Consider the following 19,220-nt stretch of genomic DNA (forward strand, 5'->3'; position numbering starts at 1 on the left):
ATTCTGGCAGATCAGGTCGTGCGATCGTCGGCCACGACCTAACCTTTGACCGCTCCGGTGATGACGCCCTTGGTGAAGTGCCTTTGCAGGAACGGGTACACCATGGCGATCGGCACCAGCGCGACGACCACGACCGCCATCTGCAGCGATTGCGGCTGCGGCGGCGGGTGCACACCGAGCTGGTCCGCGGACAACGACTTGCCTTGCAGGACGTAGGTCCGCAGGATCACCTGGACCGGCCACTTCGACGTGTCGTTCAGGTACAGCAGCGCATTGAAGAACGCATTCCAGAACCCGACCGCGTAGAACAGCCCGACCACCGCGATCACCGCCTTCGACAGCGGCATGACGATCTGCCGGAGAATGGTGAAATCGCTCGCGCCGTCGATCCGCGCGCTTTCCAGCAGTTCACCCGGCACATTCATGAAGAACGTCCGCAGTACGACGAAGTTGAACGCGCCCAAGGCGCCCGGCAGGATCAGCGACCACAGGCTGTCGAGCAGCCCGAGCTGCTTCACCACCAGGAACATCGGGATGATCCCGGGCGCGAACAACAAGGTGAACAGCACCATCAGCAGCACCGGCCGGCCGAACAGCACCGGCCGCGAGGTGGCGTAGGCCAGCGAGATCGTGACCGCCAGCGCGATCGCCGTACCGACGAGCGTCACGAACACGCTGACCAGGATCGCACGGCCCATCAGGCCGCCGCTGAAGAGCGTCTGGTACGCCTTGAACGTCGGATGCGACGGCCACAGCACGTACCCGCCGGCGTCGATGATGTCCTTGTCGCTGGCCAGCGACGTGGAGATCACCACCAGGATCGGGATCACGATCGCCAGCGCGAAACCGCCCAGGATCACCGCCTTGATCGCCTGGTAGCCGGGCGACGGATTCTCTTTCCACACAGGTCTCATGAGCGCCTCTGGAAGATTCCCGGCTCACCGAGCCGATGAGCGAGCGAGTTCGCACCCCACAGCAGCAACGCGCCGACCACGCCCTTCGCCAGCCCGGCCGCCGCCCCGCTGCTCCAGTCGCCACCGACCACACCCGCGTAGTACGTGAAGGTGTCCAGTACTTCGGCCGCACCCGGACCGACCGAGTCGCGCTGCAGGATGAACTGCTCGAACCCGACGCTCAGGATGTCGCCGATCCGCAGGATCAGCAGCAGCACGATGACGGTCCGCAGCGACGGCAGCGTGATGTGCCACATCCGCCGCCAGCGCCCGGCGCCGTCCGCCGCGGCCGCCTCGTACAGCGAGACGTCCACGGTGGTCAGCGCCGCGAGGAAGATGATCATCGCCCAGCCGGCGTCCTTCCAGATCAGCTGCGCGACGACGAGCAGCGGGAAGGTGCCCGGGTTGGTCATGAACGGGATCGCGTCCAGCCCGGCGTGCCGGAGCAGGTTGTTGACGAACCCCGCGCCGCCCAGCGACTGCTGGAACAACGTCACGACCAGCACCCAGGACAGGAAGTGCGGCAGGTACGCGATCGTCTGGAACCAGCGCCGGATCCGGTTGCTGATCAGCGAGTCGACGATCAGCGCCAGCCCGATCGGCACCGGGAAGAACAACACGAGCTGGACCACGGCCAGCAGCAACGTGTTCCGCAACGCGTCCCAGAAGTCCGGGTTGTCGTAGAGGTTGACGAAGTTCTGCAGGCCGTTCCACTCGCTGTGCATGATGCCGAGGAACGGCTGGAAATCCTGGAACGCGACGACGTTTCCGAGCACCGGCAGGTAGAAGAACACCAGCAGGAACAGCACACCGGGGATCATCAGCAGCACCATCTGCCAGTCCCGGCGCCACTTCACCGCGAACGGCAGCCCGGTTTTCACCCGCGGGGTCGACGACTTCTTCAGCATCGATCAGGACCCGGTGACCGGAACGCTCGACGGCAGCACGGCCGCGAACTCGTCGCGCATCTTGTCACCGCCGCCGGACTTCCAGCGCTTCAGCGCCGCGTCGTACGCGTCCATCTGCTGCCGCCCGGTGACGATGTCGACGATCGTGTCCCGGAATGCCGCGGTGAGCTTCGGACCGACCTTGCTGCTGGTGTCGGAGTACGTGCCCGCGGTCGGGTTCCGCATCGCGAACTTCAGCAGCTGCTGCTCGGTCGCGTAGATCTTCCGGGTGTCGTCGGGGTACGCCGGGTTGAAGATCACGCTCTCCGGGGAGTTCATGATCTGCAGCGCACTGACCAGACCGGGCGCCTGCTGGTTACCGGCCTTGGTCAGCACCGGGTTCTTGTTCGCGTCCAGCTGGTACTGCTGGCCCTCGACGCCGAAGTTCTTCACCAGGTACTCCTTGGTGCCGAACGGCGCCGACAGGTAGTCCATCAGCGCGAGCAGCTCGCGGATCCGGCCCTCGTCGGTCTTCTTGAACGGCGTGAACCCGACCGTGCCGTAGCCCATGTCGTAGACCGGCTTCGCCTTGCCGTCGTGGCCGAACGGGATCATCGTGTCGACGAACAGCGTCGGGTCCAGGTTGCGGAAGTCGGCGGTCGCCCGCGGACCGACCGTGACCTGCGCGGCGATCTGGCCGTTCACGGTCTTCGGGGTGGCGTCGGCCAGGTTGAGGTCGGGGTAGAAGACCTTGGCCGCCCAGAGCTTGGCGGCGTACTCGACGGCCGCCTTGTAGTTGTCGGTCTCGTACAGGTGGGTGAGCGAACGGTCCTGGTTCACCCGCCACGAGTTCGGGGCGCCGAACCACTCGCCGAACATGTGCAGCATGTTGATGATCGCCGGCTCGAGCGCGTAGTTCGTCCCGTTGCTGAGCTCCTTGCACTTGCTGAAGAACTCGTCGGCGGTGGTGCACTGCAGGCCGCCGACCTTCGCCCAGGTCTTCGGGTTGCCCATCATCACCTGGCCGAACGGCGTCGACGGGATCGGGGCGCCCCAGATCTTCCCGTTCACCACCGCGGTCCGCCAGGACGCCGGCTTCAGCGCGGCGAGGTTCGGGTACTCCAGCACCGCGTCGCCGGACAGGTAGGTCGTCAGGTCCTGGAACTTGGCCTCGAGCATCGGGCCGATGTTCGGGATGCCCTGGTTCGGCGGCAGCCACATCAGGTCCGGCAGCGAGTCGCTGGCCAGCAGCGTGGCGAACTTCTCGGGGTACCCCGGGTCGGTGCCGATGGTCAGCTTCAGCTCGCCGCCGAGGGCCTGGTTCAGCGCCTGCCACATCGGGTTGCTGCCCATCGGCGGCGGGGGCGTCGCGAAGGTCTCGGTCAGCGCGGTGACCGCGGACTTCAGCGGCGGCGCCTTGACACTCGCGACCGCGTCGGCCGGGAACTTCAGGAACCCCGGCTCCAGACCGGACTCGGCACCCGGCAGGTCCGGGTGCAGGCCCTCGAACGGCTTGTACGTCGGGAGCTTGAGCTCGCCGGACGCCTTCGCACCGCCACTGGACGCACCGCCGTCACCGCAGGCTGCCAGCGTGGAGGTGGCAATCGCCGCACCGGTTACCTGCAGAAACCGTCGCCGACTGATCATAGTTGCTCCAAGTTTCGAAGAAGTGCTCACTAACACTCACTTAAACGTTAACCCGGACCGTAAACCTGACCTACCCCTGGATGCAAGGGGAGACGCAAAAGAGCCGGCGGCCGCGGGCTCGAGAACCCGCGGCCGCCGGCCGTCCTGCGTGTTTCAGAGTGTCGTCAGCAGCGCACCATCAGCCCGGTGCGGGCCGTGCACGTCTTCGTCGCCTTGTCGTTGGCCGCCGCCGGGTCGTTCGGCGAACTCGCGGTCCGCTGCGCCGTCGCGGTCAGCGTGCCACTCGTGAACAGCCCGGTGCTGACGGTCAGCGTCCGCGTCACGCTCGCCCCACTGGCCAGCGAGGCGATGTCACAGTTCACCGACCGGGTGGTGCCGACCCGGGCACAGGACGAGGCGTAGTACGACGTCGCCGGCGAGAACGTCCCGACCACCCGTACTCCGGTCGCCGTGGCCGGCCCGTTGTTCGTCACGCTGATCGTGTACGTGATCCGCGCCGTCCCGACCATCTGGACCGCGGCGGTCATACCCACCGCGATGTCGGCGGGCGGCGGTGGTGGCGGGTCTGTGATCGTCAGCGTCGGTCCGTCGAAGATTTCGAACGCGTAGTTCTCCCCGATGAACTGGTGCTGCACCGTGAACGTTCCGAGCGGTGCGTCGTCCTTGACCCGGAAGGTGAAGGTCACCGTCTTGGACTCGCCCGGCGCTACGTCGCCGACACCGCCGCGCACACTGGTGCCGAGCGTGTCACACGCGGTCGCCTCCGGGCAGGACAGCAGGTCGACCATCGCCGGCAGGTTTCCGTCCTTGACGTACAGGCCGGCCTTTCCGCCGGTGATCGTGAAATCGCGGTCGTTGTACACGGTCTGCTTGATCGTGAACGTGTCTCCCCGCTTGACCGAGGTCGGGTTGACCTCGATCGAACTGGTCGGCGGAGCCGCTCCGGCGCTGGTCCCCACCGCTACCAAAGTCGCGCCGGCGACAGCCGTCACCAGCGCAGCACGAAGTACTTTCCAGGCATGCAAAATACAGCCCCCCTATATCCCCACGAACCCCAGACAAAACTGCCCCCACAAACCGCCGATGGCGGTGCCAGCAGTATGTAGCGGTCACCAACGGTGGTCAACCATTCGCTATTGCACGAAAGTGCGGACTTCAAAGTGCCATTTGTTGCAGGAGATCCTCGACGCGTTCGGTGCGGCCCACCTGCCGGTGCCGATCCCAGTCGTCGCGGGACAGCGCGTCGCCGACGAGTTCGAGTGCTTCCGCGAGCTCTTCGTCCCGGTAGGGATTGGGAATCTCAAGGCGTTCACCCATTGCCTCCTCGGCGCCGAACAACTCTGCCGCACCGGCCGGATCGCCACGGCGGAGCAGGATGTTCATCGCCGTGTTCGAGAAGGCCATCGTGAGACTCGGGCTCCCGAGCGCCAGCACGGTCGGCGTCAGGTCGCGGGCGATCGCGCTCGCCTCGTCGACGCGATTCGCCAACGCCAGCAGGAAGGCCAGGTTCTGTCCCTGGACGGCGAGTTCGTACGCGTCCCCGAGCGACTCGATGATCGTCAACGACTCGCGCAGCAGGACTTCGGCGTGCTCGAGATTGCCGAGCGCCTCCTCGACACCCGCGAGGTGACTGATCACCCGGCTCAACCGCCACGGGTCGTCGAGCCCGCGAAGCTGCTCGACCGCGGCGGCCAGTGTCGCCCGCGCCGCGTCCAGGTCGCCCTGCTGACGTTGCACTGTTCCGAGCACGGTCATCCCGAAGGCAACAGCTGCCGGGTCCTCGAGTCGCCGGGCCATGTCCAGGCTCCGGGTCGCGACCTCGAGCGCCTGCTCCGTATCCCCTTGGATGAGCAGCAGATTGCACAGCCCGCGTAGACAGGCAGCCAGCTCGGGCGAGGACGTCGTACCGGCGGCTGCGATGACGTCCTCGTGGGATCGACGGCTCTCGGCGTGGTATCCGCCGACGATCCAGACCCAGCCGAGTGCCGAGCAGAGCCGCAGACCCGTCTGTACGTCGTTGGCGGTCGCCCAGGTCAGCGCGGCCCGGAAGTTGTCGAGATCGACCTCGGCCTGTGCGAGTGGCGCCTCCGCCGTCGACTTCTTGATCTCCTCGAGCCGGTCGGCCAGGTCGGCGTAGTACGTCGCGTGGCTGCCGTAGGCCGTCGTCGCCTCGTCCGTGGCGTGCAGCTCATCGGCGGCGTACTGCCGGGTGGTTTCCAGCAACCGGACCCGCGGGCCTTCCGGTCCCTCGGTCAGTGTGAGCAGGTTGGCGTCGGACAACTCGGCCAGCGCGTCGAGCGGATCGGTGCCCGTGGCAACTTTCTCGACCGCGGTCAGATCGGCACCGCCGGAGAAGACGGCGAGCCGGCGGAAAGTGCGCCGGTCCTCGGCGCTGAGCAGCTCGTACGACCAGTCGATGGTCGCGCGGAGCGTGCGCTGGCGTTCCGGGGTGGCGCCGCTGGCGGACGCGACGTCCAGCGACCGATCGAGTCGCGCGAGGAGTTCCGCGACGCCGAGCAGCCGGACGCGCGGCGCGCAGAGTTCGATGGCAAGCGGCAGTCCGTCGAGCCGGCGGCAGATCGCGACCACGTCGGCAGTGTTGGCGGCGGTCAACGTGAAAGCGGGCTGGACGGCCTGGGCGCGCTGAACGAACAGTTGCACCGCGGCCGAGTCCGCGTCGGTGACCGGGAGCGGCGCCACCGGGTGCTGGTGCTCACCGAGCAGCCCGAGAGCGCGGCGGGAAGTCGCGACCACCTTCACGTGCGCGGCGCCCGCCAGGATCTCGGCGGCGACCTTGCCGGCGGCGGGCAACTGTTCGAGGTTGTCCAGGACGAGCAGCAGACTGCGCTGGGCCAGGTAAGCGACAACCCGGCCGCGTTCTCGCGGCGGAATGTCGAGCACCTCGGCGATCGTCGTCCACAGAACGTTTTCCGACGTCGCGGTGGCGAGCGGCACGAAGTACACACCGTTCGGAAACTTTTCCGTCAGCGCGGACGCGGCGCCGATCGCCAGCCGGGTCTTTCCGGAACCTCCCGGACCGGTCAGCGTGACCAGCCGGACATCGGGCTGGGTGAGCAGGCCGGTGATCCGGTCGAGGTCCGGCCCGCGGCCGAGTAACGGCGTCGACGGGGCCGGCAGGCTGGTCGCCGTACCGAGGGTCCGGGGCGGCGGGAAGTCGGACGGCAAGCCCTCGATCACGACCTGGAAAAGATGCTCCGGTTCCGGAATGTCCTTCAGGTGATGCGTTCCGAGGTCTCGCACCGTGACACCGTCCGGCAACTCCGCGAGACGGCTGGTGACCGCCGACATGATGATCTGGCCACCGTGCGCAGCGGCTCCGATCCGCGCCGCGAGGTGGACGTCCATGCCCCAGTAGTCGCCGGCGTAGACACCCGGCGTACCGGTGTGGATCCCGATCCGGACGCGCAACTGCTCGCCACCCGGCCAGCGGTGGTCCGCCAGTCGGCGCTGCCCCTCGACCGCGGCCCGCACCGCGTCACCGGCGGCCCGGAAAACAACGAAGAAACTGTCGCCTTCGGTGCCCATCTCGGTACCGCCGTACGCCGTCCAGGCCGCGCGCAAGATCCGCCGGTGTCCCTCGAGCGCGTCCAGGTACAGGTCACCGAGCCGGCGCAGCAGCATCGTCGATCCTTCGATGTCCGAGAACAACATCGCCACCGTTCCCCCACCCATGCCGCCAGTCTCGATGGCGGGCGAAAAAACGTCGAGAGTTGGCGGCAACTTTTGCCGGCGACCGGGAGTCAGATGCGGTGCGCGGCCAAGGAGGCCGCCGATGACCAGGGGGTTCGCGGAAATGAAGCGGTTCGGGATTGTGGCTGGGGCGGTTTCCGGAGTCGCGGCGCTGGCCGGCGCGGCGGCACTGCTGCTGGGCGGCGCGTTGCCGAGCAACGCGTCCACGGCGCAGGTGAAGACAGTTGCTGCCAGCAACAGCACCGCGGTGACGTACTCGTTGCGGTACTTCGACCGGTACAGCGAGGGTGCGCATGCCAGCGCCGTCCTGCCGAAGACCTGGCGCGAGGTCCAGCTCGCGCAGTGGCAGACGCGCTTCGACGACCGGGCGAACAACCGGATGATCCGGTTCGACGTCCTGTACAACTACAAGATCAGCACCGTCACAGCACTCAACCGGAAGATCGCCGCGCTCAAGGGCACCCGCGGTCTGCACATCGTCGGGACGTCGACCGTCGCGATGAAGTCGACCCGGAACCAGGGCCGGCTGCAGGTGAGCACCGTTGTCTACACCTACAAGAGCGGCAGCACCACCCGCTGGGTCGCGACCCGGTACATCGGCCAGCAGGGCGGCAGCAACGCCGAGATCGAGATCTCGGTGGCCGGATCGCCGGCGCAGAGCAAGGTGCTCGGCGCGGTGATCAACAACGCGACGGTCTCGCTCGCCCTGGCGGGCTGAGACACCGTTTTCCTTCTGCCGGGGGGCATTGGTTGCGGTGCGCAAGGATCATCCCGATCCGCGTGATGCCGGTGGCGCGAGCCGCCGGCATCACTGTTTTCCGGGCCAGCTGTTTTCCGGGCCAGCTGCTTTCCGGGCCAGCTGCTTTCCGGGCGGCCTGTTTCCGGCTAGCTGATTCCGGTGGTGCTCTCGCGGACGACGAGATTGAACGGCGCCTGGAGGCGGACCGGCTCCGCGCCCGGCCGCTGGTCGCGGAGGGCCTGCAAGGCCAGCCGGGCGATCGCGACCCGGTCCGGCGCGACCGTGGTGAGGGTCGGCAGCGTGGCGAGGTCGTACGGGATGTCGTCGAATCCGACCACCGCGACATCCTGCGGTACGCGCAGACCACGCAGTACCAGGGCCCGGATCGCGCCCATCGCCAGCCAGTCGGTGGCCGCGAAGATCGCGTCCGGTGCCGGGTTGCCCGAATCCAGCCACTCGCCGAGCGTCCGCTCCGCGTCCTGGCCGCGGAGCCCACCGGTCGGCAGCACGATGTCCTCGTCGACCGGTAGCCCGGCGCGGGCGATCGCGTCGCGGTACCCGTTGATCCGCTCGTCCTCCATGCCGGGACCGGGCGCCAGCGCCATCACCTGGCGGCGACCGAGCTCCAGCAGGTGCTCGGTCGCGACCCGTCCGGCCTCACGGTTGTCGATTCCGACGTGGTCGGCGTCGAACTGCGCCGCGGCCTTCTCACCGAGCATCACCAGCGGCAGCCCCGGATCGCGACCCGCGACGTCCTCGGCGGTGAGCCCGAGCGGGCTCATCACGATCCCGTCCAGCCGCGCCGGATGCCGCTCGGTGAGCAGCGCCAGCTCGGTCTCCCGGCGGCCGCCGGTCTGGTGGAATTGCACGATCCACCCGAACGCCTCGGCCTCGTCGAGCATCCGGGCCGCGAGCGAGGCGAAGTACGGCCGGTCGAGCTGGGGTACGGCGAGCGCGATCACACCGCTGCGGCCCTGGGCCAGATTGCGGGCCGCGATGTTCGGCCGGTAGCCGAGCTTGTCGATCGCGGCCAGCACCCGCTGCCGAGTCTCCTCGCGGACGTGCTCGGCCCCGTTGACGACGTTCGACACCGTCTTCATCGACACCCCGGCCGCCTCGGCGACATCGGTCAAGCGAGGCCTCATGGGTGGAAGGATCTCATTTGAGGCCGGTGTGGGCCATTCCGGCCAGGATCCGGCGCTGGAAGATCACGAACACCACGACCACCGGGACCAGCGTGACCACGCTCATCGCGAACAGCGCGCCCCACTCCGAACTGCCGGTCGCGTCCAGGAACCCGCGCAGCGCGACCGGAACGGTCAGCTTCGTCCTGGTCGACAGGTAGATCAGCTGGCTGAAGAAGTTGTTCCAGGTCCAGATGAACGAGAAGATCGCGGTCGTCACCAGCGCCGGCGACAGCAGCGGCAGGATGATCCGCCGGTAGATGCCCCAGTGCCCGCAGCCGTCGATCCGGGCCGCGTCGTCCAGCTCGACCGGGATCGACCGGATGAACTGCACCATCAGGAACACGAAGAACGCGTCGGTCGCGAGGAAGCTCGGAACGATCATCGGCCAGAACGTGTCGATCCAGTGCAGATTCCGGAAGATCGAGTACTGCGCGATCAGCGTGACGTGCCCCGGCAGCATCAGTGTCGCGAGCATCAGCCCGAACAACGTTTTCCGTCCGACGAACCGCATCCGCGCGAACGCGTACGCGGTCAGCGAGCAGGTCAGCACGTTGCCGATCACCACGGCCGCGCAGATGATCAGCGAGTTCATGATGTAGACGCCGAAGTTCGTCCCGGTGGAGGACCAGCCGAGCGCGTAGTTTCCGAGCGTCGGGCGTTCCGGAATCAGTCCGGGGTGGGAGAAGATCTCGGTGTTCGGGCGCAGCGAGGCGGTGATCATCCAGAGCAGTGGGTAGAGCATCACCAGTGCACCCAGGCTCAGTCCGACGTGGGCCAGGACGCGTTTCATCGGCGTACTCCTTCGTCTCCGTAGAACACCCAGGTGCGGCCGAGGACGAAGTTCAGTCCGGTGAAGACCGCGATGATCAGCAGCAGCACCCAGGCCATCGCGGCGGCGTATCCCATCCGGAAGTTTCCGAACGCCTGCTGGTAGAGGTACAGGGTGTAGAACAGCGTCGAGTCGGACGGACCGCCCTTGCCACCGCTGATCACGAACGCCGGGGTGAACGCCTGGAAGGCGCCGATGATCTGCAGCACCAGGTTGAAGAACACCACCGGAGACAGCAGCGGCAGCGTCACCCGCCAGAACCGTTGCCATCGGCCCGCACCGTCCACCTCGGCGGCCTCGAGTACTTCGTCCGGAATCTGCCGCAGGCCGGCCAGGAAAATCACCATCGGGGCGCCGAACTGCCAGACCCGGAGCACGATCAGCGTCCACAACGCCGTACCGGGCTCGGAGATCCAGCCGTGGCCCTGGATGCCGAAGAGGCCGAGGACCTGGTTGAGCAGGCCGTCACTGCCGAAGATCTGCTGCCAGAGCAGGGCGATCGCGACACTGCCTCCGAGCAGGCTCGGCACGTAGTACAACGCCCGGTAGACAGCGAGTCCTTTGAGCCCTCGGTTGAGGAGTACGGCGACCGCGAGCGCGAACGCCATCTCCAGCGGGACCGAGACGCCGACGTAGATGAACGTGACCTTCAGCGACTGCAGGTACCGCGGATCCTGGAAGAGCGCGGTGTAGTTCTGCAGGCCTTTCCACTCAGGGGTGTTGAGTAGGGCATAGTCGGTGAACGAGTAGTACAGCGACAGCAGCATCGGACCGATGGTCAGGCCAATGATCCCGATCAGCCACGGCAGCAGGAACAGGTACGCGGGGACACTGCGGCGGAGATTCGCGATCACTGCCCGAGGGTCTTTCCGGCCAGGTCGACGAACTGCTGCGCGCCGGCCGCGGGCGTGGCCTTGCCGAAACCGATGTTCTCGGCGATCCGGCCGAACCCGGTGAGCAGCTCGCCGTACCCCTTGGGCCACGGCTTCGGCGACGGACCGACCTTGCCCGCGAGGTCTTCGACGTACTTGATCGCCCGGGCCCCGGCCGAGCCGGCATCCGCGGACACCAGGTCCCGCGCCTTCTTCGACGGCGGTACGCCGAGCAGGATGCCGATCGCCTTGATCGCCTTCTCGTCGTTCAGCAGGAAACCGATCAGCTTGGCCGCGTCCTCGGGGTGCTTGCTCGCGGACGAGACGCACCACAGGTCGAGACCCTTGATGAACTGGCCCTTGAGGTCACCCGCCGTACCCTGCGGAACCGGGAGCACGGCCAGGGGGCTCTTCACCAGCGGCTGGTAGAAGGTGACCTGCTGGACCCAGCCGAACTGCAGCGGCGCCTTGCCCTTGGCGATCAGCGACTTCTCGATCGCGGTGCTCTCGGCGCTGACGTTCTGCGGCGGCGCGGCCTTCGCGTTCCGCAGGTCGGCCCAGTACTGGAACCATTCCTGCACGGTGTCCTTGGTGGTCAGCAGTTTTCCGCCATCATCGGAAAACATTTCCGTTCCGTGCTGACGTGCGTACACCTCGAACAGCTGGAAGTTCCCGGCTTGGTCGGGGGACGCGTACGAGCCCTGCACCGAGCCGGTGTAGTCGCGGGCGAACTCGGCGAACGCGTCCCAGGTCCATCCCTGCGCCGGAACCGTTCCGCCGGCTTTCTTGATCGCGCCCTCGTCGACGTACATCGAGTAGCTGATCGAGCTCTGGCCGATACCGTAGTTCTTGCCGTCGACGACACCGCTGTCCGCGACGTCCTTGTCGAGACCGGACGTGTCGATCCCGAGCGAGCCGAGGTCCTTCAGCGCACTGCGACCGGCATAGTCGCTGAAGTAGCTCATCGACATCCGCAGTACGTCGGGCGCGTTGTTTCCGGACGTCTGCGTGGCGAGCTTGTCCCAGTAGTCGTCGAACGGCGCGCTCTCCGAGGTGTACTCCGCGCCGCCGTTCGACTTCCACGCCGCGAGCGCGGTGTTGAGTGCCTTGGTCACCGGGTCGGGGCCGTACCAGGAAACCCGCATCGGACCGGACTTTCCGGAGCAGCCCGGGATCATCGTCGCGGCGGCGGTGGCGGCGCCGAGCCCGAGCAGGGTCCGGCGGCTGAAGGTGGGGTTCATCGGGGTTCTCCTTGGGTGGCCGTCCAGCGCCAGTTGTGGGCCAGGCGGAGCGGGACGTAGTTGCCGGTCGGGAGGTCGTCGGTGAGCCGGGCCTGCCAGCGGGTGAGCTGGTGCAGCAGCCGGGCGCGGACGGCCAGGTGACGCTCGTCGTCGAAGAGGTTGTCGAGCTCGACCGGGTCGTTCTCCAGGTCGTAGAGCTCGCCGGGCAGGTCGGCGTGCACGATGAGCTTCCAGCGGCCGCTGCGCAGCATCCGCGCTCCGCCCGACTGGGTGACGGTGTTGAGTTCGTCGAAGGTCCGCCCCTCGTACGTGAAGTGCAGCGGTGGCCGCGCGGTCACGTCGTACGCGCGTCCGCCGAAACCCTGCTCGGCGATGACGCCGGCGAACTCCTCCTCGGGGGCTGGTTCGCCCTGGGCGAGCGGGAGCAGGCTTCGGCCTTGGACACCGTCGGGGATGGGGCGGCCGACGGCCTCGCAGACGGTCGGGAGTACGTCGACGATCGAGACCGGCTCGTCGCGCTGCTGCACGGCCACGCCGTCGCCGGCGAGGACGAACGGGATCCGCATCAGGAACTCGGACAGGCCGGCGCCCTTGCGTTGCAGACCGTACTCGCCGACGTAGTCACCGTGGTCGGCCAGCACGATCGTCAGTCGCGGTCTTTGCCGCTGCGCGAGACCGTCGTGCAGGCGGCGGATCTGATCGTCGAGGAGCCGCAACATCCCAAGATAGTTGGCGGTGTAGCGGCGCCAGTTGTCGTCGTACCCGGGTCGTTTCTCTTCCTGGAGTTTCCGCAGCCAGGCGTACGTTCCGCCTTTCTGCTCGGCCGCCTCGGGGCCGGCGGTCCGTTCCGGAACGTCCTCGGGTGCGACGAGATCGAAGTACGGCTGCGGGACCTGGTAGGGGTTGTGCGGCTCGGGATACGAGACCCAGAACAGACCTGGCCGATCCGGGTCTGCCTCGTCGACCGCCTTGAGCGCGTCAGAGGTGATCCGGTACGGGAGTTGGCAGGTCACGTCGTACGGCGTCGGCTCGTCGGAAACACCGTGATCGAGCCGCTCGAGCCAGTCGTCAAACGCTTTCTCGTCCGCGCTGTACTCGGGGCCCTTGGTGTGGAAGTAGGGACCGGCGTACGTGTCGAAGTCCGCTTCACCGCGATGCATGTGCGGTTTTCCGGCGAAGTGCAGCTGGTAGTCCGCGTCCCGCAGTACGTCCAGGAGGTCCTGCTGGAATCTGGCGTACTGCGCGTTGCTGTTCTGCCGGACCTGGTGGGCGCTCGGAAACCGTCCGGTGAGCAGACTCGTCCGCGCCGGAACGCAGGCCGGCGCGGCGGTGTACGCGTTCCGGAAATCCGTTCCGCGTTCCGCGAGCGCGTCGACGAACGGCATGGTGTCCACCGGATACCCACTCCGCCGGGTCAGCCCCACACGCTGCTGATCGGTCATCACGATGACGATGTCGGGACGCATCGACCTACTCTCTACTCGGGTTTACAGCGCTGTAATACAGCGCTGTAAACCATGCCGCAGGCCGCCGCTCGCGTCAAGAGGTGACCGGGCAGCCCACTAGGATCCACCCGTGAGATACGAGCCGATGAGCCGACGCACCGCGCTGATCTCCGCCCTCACCGGCGCAATCCTGGCCATCGCCGGCCTGGTGGCGCGACCCACCAACATCACCGTCGCGGTCATCCTGTTCCTACTGGCCGTCATGGCCCTGGGGCTGGCCGCCTACGGCGCCCTCGAGCGCCTGGTCACCCGCAACCAACGCCCCCGCTGACCAGGCACCAGGCCGGGGCAGGCACTCAACCGGCGGCTCCCACCATCGCGGTGGCGTTTCCGCTCAGCGCGTCGGCTCCTCCGCTCAGCGCGCCAGTTCTTCCGCGAGGCGGCGGACGCCGCACTCGGGGCTCGTGAGGACCGGGATCGGGAGCTGCAGCCCCTCAGCGGCCGAGGCCATGGACGCCTGCGCCAGAACCACGACGTCACCGTCCGCCGCGGCCCTGGCTACGGGAAGTCCGACCGCATCGCGTACGCGGCAGTCGCCGGCCCCGGAGCCTACGGCTGGAAGCGTCAACCCAGCATCGGCCACACGGACGAGTCCTTCACCGGCGCTGACGACCACGGAGAGGGCAGCGCAATCGACTGCTCTTTGCTCGGCATCGTCCCCACCGAACACGAACTCGCCGCGCTGTTTCCGTGGATGAGCGGGAACGCGCAGTCGAACTTCTGCTGGAGCGATTCCGCCGTCGCTAGTTGCTCGGCGGAGTTGTCGATGCCGACCGGACGGCCGCCTGCGCGCTTCACCCAGGCGCCGATGTACGCCGTACCGCAGCCGAGATCGATCACGTCCTTGTCGGTCAGGTCGGGCAGTACATGCAGGTCACCGCGCGTCAACCTGCCTGGTCAGACAGCCGACACCAGCGCTTTGACCTGATCGACGGTGGCCCGCAACGCCTCGAGTTCCTCACGTTCGCTCGACTGCATCGTCGTGTCGGAGGTGACAAGCTTCTCGAACGCCGTGCGCAGAGATTCGGCGGAGTGCTCCTGCCCGCCGGCGGCGGCGAGGATGACCTGGCCGATCACCGAACTCCTGGTGAAGACCATGGTCCAGTCGTACTGCTGCCGTGTCAGGGACGTGGCAGCCAGCCCCGCCTGATCCAGGTTGTGCTGAATCATCCCGATCGGACCACCGTCGAGCCGTCCCGCCTGCACACGGTCGCGCAGGTTCCACATCTGCACCGACAGGCGGCCTCTTCCACGGCCGCCGCCAGCTCAGCGAAGTTGGCCCCCCGGGGAGTATCGGAACGGAAATTAGCGGTATCGGGAACGCGGCCAGGGCTACACCCTTCGCGTCAGCGAGGAGCCCGCCGTGCACCGCGGGCTCCTCGCCCGCTGCCAGCCGCTCGACGGCACCCAGGGCGTCCGTCCCGGCGGCCCCGGCCCAGCGCCAGGCCGGCCGCGAGTACGAGAATCGCGTCAGCACGCTCGCGCCGATCGGACCATGATTGTTCTCGGCACCAACCGCTGTACTGATGTTGCCCCCTGCCTGGAAGGGCCTCGTTCAGCGCGGAGCGATTCCCGTGTCCGTGGAACGGAGCGCCTCATCGAGGGGGCCCGCACCAGGGCCCGCCAGCCAGCGGTCGAAGCACAGCAGGAACGGGAACTCCGTGCGCAAGGCGTCGATGTTCGCGTTTCCCACCAGCCTGCCGTCGTCTACGAGTGCTTCCAACTTGCTGAGGACCTCGTCCTGCGCGGGCAGGGTCGTCGACAGGCGGCTGTAGCTGATCGGTCGACCGGCGGCCTGGGTCAGATGCCCGGCCAGGGCGTTGCCGGTGAGAGCGTCACCGGCGATCTCCATGGTGCGGCCGGCGTAGCTTTCGGGTGAGCTAAAGACAGCGGCGACGATGCGGCCAATGTCGCGTACCGCGATGAACTGCATGGCCTGGTCGGGGCGCATCAGGAAGGACAGGTGTCCCCGGTCGAGGCCGATTTCGGGGGTCACCAGGAGCTCCATGAACGTGGCTGGCCGAATGATGGTGCTGGCGATGTCCAGCTTCCGGACATGGGCCTCGATGCGGCTCTTGGTGTCGAGATGGTCGACGCCCGTTGTCGAGCCCGCGGTGAGCGCCGAGCTGTAGACAAGGTGGGCGACGCCGCAGCGCTCGGCGATGTCGGCCACCGCCGTGCCGAAGCGGACCTCGTCCTCGTTGGTCACGCCGCCGCCGGCCTGGCCGGAGTTCGGCTGGACACTGAAGACACCGTGGGCGTCAGCGAAGGCCGCGCGGAGCGACTCCGGATCCCCAAGGTCGCCGCGGACGGTTTCGACGCCGGAGGCGGAGAGGGACCGGGCCCGGTGGCCGGACGGATCGCGCACGACCGCGCGCACCACCCAGCCGTCGGCCCGCAGCGCAGCGGCGACCGATCCCCCCTGCTGCCCCGTGGCGCCCAGGATGACGACGGTTTTGTTGATGTTGGTCATGCCGTCCACGCTGCGCTTTCGGCGATCACGGACGTGTTCCTGATAAACATTGCTGATTCCTGGGATCCTGAGGAGTGAGTCGGAGACGTGCTGGTCACAGGCCTGCTCCAGAGTTTCGTACGGGGTGGCTCGCGCGCTGTATCCGCTACGCTAAAACCTGACGCCAACGTCAGGTGCAAGCGAGACGTGGAGTCGGGTCAGGAGGCCGGATGCGGATCGGAGAGGTCGCCGCGAAGGCGGGCGTCAGCGTCAGGGCGCTGCGCTACTACGAGCAGCAGGACTTGCTGCACTCCACCCGGAATCCGGGTGGCCAGCGCCAGTATCCGGCCGGTGCCGTCGAACGGGTCAGGCTTATCCAACAGCTCTACTCCGTGGGCTTGCCCAGCAGAACCATCCGCGAGGTCCTGCCGTTCGCCGACTCCGGTGAGGCGTCACCGGAACTGCTGGAGCTGCTCGTGGCCGAACGCGACCGCCTCGACCGGCAGATGACGGACCTGCGGGACGTGCGCAACCGGCTGCACGACTGCATAACCGAGGCGCGGAATCATGACGGAACAGGATGTCCATCCTGAAGCAGGGGCGGCCACACTCGCACGGCCCGGACCGTCCCTCGAAGCCACCGGCCGCAAGCTCAAGACCCTGGAGGAGGACTAGACATGTGCCCAACCCCACCGCGCCTTCGCTCCCCATACCCACCCGCGCGCACCACGTCCCTCCGGCCGCCGAGTCGTGGATCTTGATTGGTGGATCGCTGGATCTGCGACCTCGATCCACGACTCGCGGTGAGGGCAGGAACCGGCTGCCACGACTCGGCGGGGTGGTCAGGTGAGGCGGAGGTAGTCGAGGTTGAAGCCGCCGGTCTCGCAGTAGACGGTGATCAACTGATCGCCCGCGGGCAGGGTGAGTTGGGTGGAGATCGACCGGTAGGCACCCCAGCCGCCAGTGTCGGGGACCGTGGTCTTGCTGAGCACGCCACCGCTCGCATCGCGGATCGAGATCGCGTCCGGTGCCGACGCGCCCGTGCCGTTGGCTACGCGCAGCTCGAGGTCATAGATCCCGGCCTGCGTGACGTCGACGCGGTACTGCAACCAGTTGCCCGCCGCCGTCCACCCCACGTTCTTCCCCCCACTCGCCGCCGGATTGCTCTCGATGAAGTTGGACCCGCCGTCGGTCCACCCGTGCTGAGCGACGTACGACTCCGCCTCGACCTTCTCCCCGACCGGCGCCCCACGCGACTGAACGTTCACCTGCACGGAAACCTCGTCATGCGCCACCCCGTCCGTCACTCGGAACTTCAACTGCTGCTCGCCCGCGACAGTCGGATGGATCGTGACCAGGCCGGTCCGCGCGTCGAGGGCGACACCTGCCGGCAGATCAACCGCGTAGTAGGCAAGCCGATCCCTGTCCCGATCCGACGCGTGCAACTGGATCTGCGTCGTCTTGTACTGATCCGCGGCGACATCCGGAATTTCCGCAAGTTCCGGCGCGTGGTTTCCGTGTCCGGACGGAACGTCGCCATGCCAGCGGTACGTCGCGTACGCGTTGGCCGGCACAGTCACGGTGAACGACTTCCTCGCCAGCGTGACGCGAACCTTGCTCGGAACATTGTTGGCGTTTCCAACGATCGCAACGAAATTGCCCTGCGGATCCTTGTAGACCACGTTGCTGATCCCGTTCGCTGTCGCGCTCGACTCGACGCGAGTGTCCTCCGGCGTGAGGTACTTCGCGAACTGCCCCAGTGAGTACAGTTCGTCCCGCACACTGAACGTCTTCGTCGTCGTGTCGACCTTCACGAGTCGATCGGGCCACTTGGTCGTCCGCCCGACCTCGTCCCAGTCGACGTTGTTGTCTCGCGCGGGCGTCCAGTGCAGCGTGCCGCCGTCCTGGTCGGTCGTCTGCGCCCACAGCACGTACGACGACGCGTCGAGCCGGAAATAGTCCAGAACAGTTTCCGGCGACAGGTCGCTGGTTTCCGTCATGTGCACAGGTTTTCCATACCGTTCGTACGCGTCCCGCATCACCGTCGGATCGCCCCAGTACGGATGGAAAGCGATGGCATCCGTGGCCTGACGCGTTTTTGGATCGTTGAAGATCCGGTAGTAGTTCTTGGTTTCCGTGCTGTTCGGATCGCGCCAGTCCCAGAAGTTGAAGTCGTGCACGTAGAGATCGGTGCGCAGACCGGCTCGCCGTACCTCGCGCTTGATCGCGACCGCGAGTTTCTGCTGCTGTTCCACGCTGATGTCCATCGCCGGGTACACGACGTCGATCCCGGGTTCGTTCAACAGCGTCAGCGCGTCGACGGTGATCCCGTGTTTCGCGTACGCCTGCAGGTACTTCACGTAGTACTGCGCGAACACGTCGATGCAGTCGTCTCGCAGCTTTCCGACCTGGTAGTACGACGACGTACTGCCGGGCTTCAACGCCACCTCGCCGGTGAACCGGTTGTTCGTCTTCATCCAGGCCGGGGCGCTCCACGCCGACGCGAAGAACGTCGCCCGAGGGTTGTACTTCTGGATCAGCTTCACCGTGTCGACGATGTGCGCGTCGACGTCCCGCTTGATCGAGAAGTACTTCAGGTTCCGGTCCTCGCTCACCCCGGCCGGCAGCTCGTCGTACGACCAGAACGGCAGGTGCTCGATCAGGTCCGGGCTCCCGATCGTCAACCGGAACCGGTCGAAGCCCGCGCCATTCCGCGGATCCACCAGCAACCTGATCGCCCGCTCCCGCTCAGCCGGCGTCAACTTCCACAGATTGGAGACACTCGTCTCGTCCAGCGAGAAGCCGATCCCGGCATACTTCTGCCGCAGCGTGCTCGGATCCACGACCACCGTCGCATCCACCGCGCCACCGTCGTCGTTCCCCACGTACGCCGTGGGCAACGCCCTCCAACCCTGCACCGCCCCACCCGAGCCGGCCTTGCGCGAGTACGTCCCCCTCACCACCGCACCCGGCCCGTCGTCTCGAGCCGTATCGCGCTGCACTGCACCGCGCTGTGCGACCGCGGGCACTCCACTCGCCGCGAGCGCAGCGGCCACGACCCCGACCACAACCGCCAACCCATGAGTCCGCCTCACAAACCCTCCAACCTCGCTGGAAAGCCCTTACAAGCAGGCCGACTCTAAGCACGCCGAACCCGCTTCCACATCCCCTCGCCGGTTCCGGAACTTGTTCCGGAA

General features: G+C 67.1%; 17 protein-coding genes. 3 read left to right on the forward strand and 14 right to left on the reverse strand.

Annotated elements, in window-relative coordinates; translation table 11 throughout:
* Positions 1-38: 38 nt before the first annotated feature.
* The 5 genes from ACFYRH_RS35535 to ACFYRH_RS35555 all read right to left on the reverse strand — a co-directional run bounded on the left by ACFYRH_RS35535 (position 39) and on the right by ACFYRH_RS35555 (position 7,180).
* Positions 39-914 (reverse strand): carbohydrate ABC transporter permease, encoded by an 876-nt coding sequence (locus tag ACFYRH_RS35535; RefSeq protein ID WP_387784368.1) that lies wholly within the window; start codon positions 912-914, stop codon positions 39-41.
* Entirely contained in the window at positions 911-1,861 is a 951-nt protein-coding gene (locus ACFYRH_RS35540) for an ABC transporter permease (RefSeq protein WP_387784369.1), read from the reverse strand. Before ACFYRH_RS35540 ends, ACFYRH_RS35535 begins: the two co-directional genes overlap by 4 nt.
* 3 nt (positions 1,862-1,864) lie before the next feature.
* The gene (locus ACFYRH_RS35545) at positions 1,865-3,487 is read right to left on the reverse strand and encodes a sugar ABC transporter substrate-binding protein (protein ID WP_387784371.1); all 1,623 of its coding nucleotides are present in this window, start codon (positions 3,485-3,487) and stop codon (positions 1,865-1,867) included.
* Positions 3,488-3,651: 164 nt separating this feature from the next.
* The gene (locus ACFYRH_RS35550; protein WP_387784373.1) at positions 3,652-4,479 is read right to left on the reverse strand and encodes an ML domain-containing protein; all 828 of its coding nucleotides are present in this window, start codon (positions 4,477-4,479) and stop codon (positions 3,652-3,654) included.
* Positions 4,480-4,642: 163 nt separating this feature from the next.
* A complete protein-coding gene (locus ACFYRH_RS35555; RefSeq protein ID WP_387784375.1) occupies positions 4,643-7,180 on the reverse strand; it encodes an ATP-binding protein in 2,538 nt (845 codons plus the stop codon).
* Positions 7,181-7,280: 100 nt separating this feature from the next.
* Here ACFYRH_RS35555 and ACFYRH_RS35560 point away from each other — a divergent pair, with 100 nt between their 5' ends.
* On the forward strand, positions 7,281-7,916 hold the full coding sequence (locus ACFYRH_RS35560) for a hypothetical protein (protein WP_387784376.1): 636 nt from the start codon (positions 7,281-7,283) through the stop codon (positions 7,914-7,916).
* 167 nt (positions 7,917-8,083) lie between these two features.
* On the opposite strand, the gene ACFYRH_RS35565 is transcribed toward ACFYRH_RS35560, so the two are convergent.
* The 5 genes from ACFYRH_RS35565 to ACFYRH_RS35585 are packed head-to-tail and all read right to left on the reverse strand — an operon-like array spanning position 8,084 to position 13,532.
* On the reverse strand, positions 8,084-9,082 hold the full coding sequence (locus ACFYRH_RS35565) for a LacI family DNA-binding transcriptional regulator (RefSeq protein WP_387784378.1): 999 nt from the start codon (positions 9,080-9,082) through the stop codon (positions 8,084-8,086).
* 13 nt (positions 9,083-9,095) lie between these two features.
* On the reverse strand, positions 9,096-9,914 hold the full coding sequence (locus ACFYRH_RS35570; protein WP_387784379.1) for a carbohydrate ABC transporter permease: 819 nt from the start codon (positions 9,912-9,914) through the stop codon (positions 9,096-9,098).
* Positions 9,911-10,807: a carbohydrate ABC transporter permease gene (locus ACFYRH_RS35575; RefSeq protein WP_387784380.1), complete on the reverse strand. Its 897-nt coding sequence runs from the start codon at positions 10,805-10,807 to the stop codon at positions 9,911-9,913. The genes ACFYRH_RS35570 and ACFYRH_RS35575 overlap by 4 nt, the downstream gene beginning before the upstream one ends.
* A complete protein-coding gene (locus ACFYRH_RS35580; RefSeq protein WP_387784381.1) occupies positions 10,804-12,066 on the reverse strand; it encodes an extracellular solute-binding protein in 1,263 nt (420 codons plus the stop codon). Before ACFYRH_RS35580 ends, ACFYRH_RS35575 begins: the two co-directional genes overlap by 4 nt.
* Positions 12,063-13,532, reverse strand: a complete 1,470-nt coding sequence (locus tag ACFYRH_RS35585; protein ID WP_387784382.1) for a sulfatase-like hydrolase/transferase — start codon at positions 13,530-13,532, stop codon at positions 12,063-12,065. Before ACFYRH_RS35585 ends, ACFYRH_RS35580 begins: the two co-directional genes overlap by 4 nt.
* A gap of 109 nt (positions 13,533-13,641) precedes the next feature.
* Here ACFYRH_RS35585 and ACFYRH_RS35590 point away from each other — a divergent pair, with 109 nt between their 5' ends.
* The gene (locus tag ACFYRH_RS35590) at positions 13,642-13,842 is read left to right on the forward strand and encodes a hypothetical protein (RefSeq protein ID WP_387784384.1); all 201 of its coding nucleotides are present in this window, start codon (positions 13,642-13,644) and stop codon (positions 13,840-13,842) included.
* Between the two features lie 293 nt (positions 13,843-14,135).
* Here ACFYRH_RS35590 and ACFYRH_RS35595 read toward each other — a convergent pair whose 3' ends face one another.
* From ACFYRH_RS35595 to ACFYRH_RS35605, 3 genes are all read right to left on the reverse strand, one after another.
* Positions 14,136-14,459, reverse strand: a complete 324-nt coding sequence (locus ACFYRH_RS35595; protein WP_387784386.1) for a class I SAM-dependent methyltransferase — start codon at positions 14,457-14,459, stop codon at positions 14,136-14,138.
* 9 nt (positions 14,460-14,468) lie between these two features.
* Positions 14,469-14,804, reverse strand: a complete 336-nt coding sequence (locus ACFYRH_RS35600; protein ID WP_387784387.1) for a hypothetical protein — start codon at positions 14,802-14,804, stop codon at positions 14,469-14,471.
* 322 nt (positions 14,805-15,126) lie between these two features.
* Positions 15,127-16,044, reverse strand: a complete 918-nt coding sequence (locus ACFYRH_RS35605; protein WP_387784389.1) for an NmrA/HSCARG family protein — start codon at positions 16,042-16,044, stop codon at positions 15,127-15,129.
* A 209-nt stretch (positions 16,045-16,253) separates the two neighbouring features.
* On the opposite strand from ACFYRH_RS35605, the gene ACFYRH_RS35610 reads away from it, so the two are divergent.
* A complete protein-coding gene (locus tag ACFYRH_RS35610; protein ID WP_387784391.1) occupies positions 16,254-16,616 on the forward strand; it encodes a MerR family transcriptional regulator in 363 nt (120 codons plus the stop codon).
* Positions 16,617-16,865: 249 nt separating this feature from the next.
* Here the strand turns inward: ACFYRH_RS35610 and ACFYRH_RS35615 are convergent, their stop codons facing one another.
* Complete coding sequence (locus ACFYRH_RS35615; protein ID WP_387784393.1) at positions 16,866-18,941, reverse strand: carbohydrate-binding protein; 2,076 nt, start codon at positions 18,939-18,941, stop codon at positions 16,866-16,868.
* Positions 18,942-19,220 lie beyond the last annotated feature (279 nt).

The sequence above is a fragment of the Kribbella sp. NPDC004875 genome, assembly GCF_042873375.1.
Classification (GTDB): domain Bacteria; phylum Actinomycetota; class Actinomycetes; order Propionibacteriales; family Kribbellaceae; genus Kribbella.

Coding starts and splice junctions, on each gene's coding strand:
- ACFYRH_RS35535 (WP_387784368.1), bottom strand. CDS start 914: ATGAGACCTGTGTGGAAAGAGAATCCGTCGCCCGGCTACCAGGCGATC.
- ACFYRH_RS35540 (WP_387784369.1), bottom strand. CDS start 1,861: ATGCTGAAGAAGTCGTCGACCCCGCGGGTGAAAACCGGGCTGCCGTTC.
- ACFYRH_RS35545 (WP_387784371.1), bottom strand. CDS start 3,487: ATGATCAGTCGGCGACGGTTTCTGCAGGTAACCGGTGCGGCGATTGCC.
- ACFYRH_RS35555 (WP_387784375.1), bottom strand. CDS start 7,180: ATGGGTGGGGGAACGGTGGCGATGTTGTTCTCGGACATCGAAGGATCG.
- ACFYRH_RS35560 (WP_387784376.1), top strand. CDS start 7,281: ATGACCAGGGGGTTCGCGGAAATGAAGCGGTTCGGGATTGTGGCTGGG.
- ACFYRH_RS35565 (WP_387784378.1), bottom strand. CDS start 9,082: ATGAGGCCTCGCTTGACCGATGTCGCCGAGGCGGCCGGGGTGTCGATG.
- ACFYRH_RS35570 (WP_387784379.1), bottom strand. CDS start 9,914: ATGAAACGCGTCCTGGCCCACGTCGGACTGAGCCTGGGTGCACTGGTG.
- ACFYRH_RS35580 (WP_387784381.1), bottom strand. CDS start 12,066: ATGAACCCCACCTTCAGCCGCCGGACCCTGCTCGGGCTCGGCGCCGCC.
- ACFYRH_RS35585 (WP_387784382.1), bottom strand. CDS start 13,532: ATGCGTCCCGACATCGTCATCGTGATGACCGATCAGCAGCGTGTGGGG.
- ACFYRH_RS35605 (WP_387784389.1), bottom strand. CDS start 16,044: ATGACCAACATCAACAAAACCGTCGTCATCCTGGGCGCCACGGGGCAG.
- ACFYRH_RS35610 (WP_387784391.1), top strand. CDS start 16,254: ATGCGGATCGGAGAGGTCGCCGCGAAGGCGGGCGTCAGCGTCAGGGCG.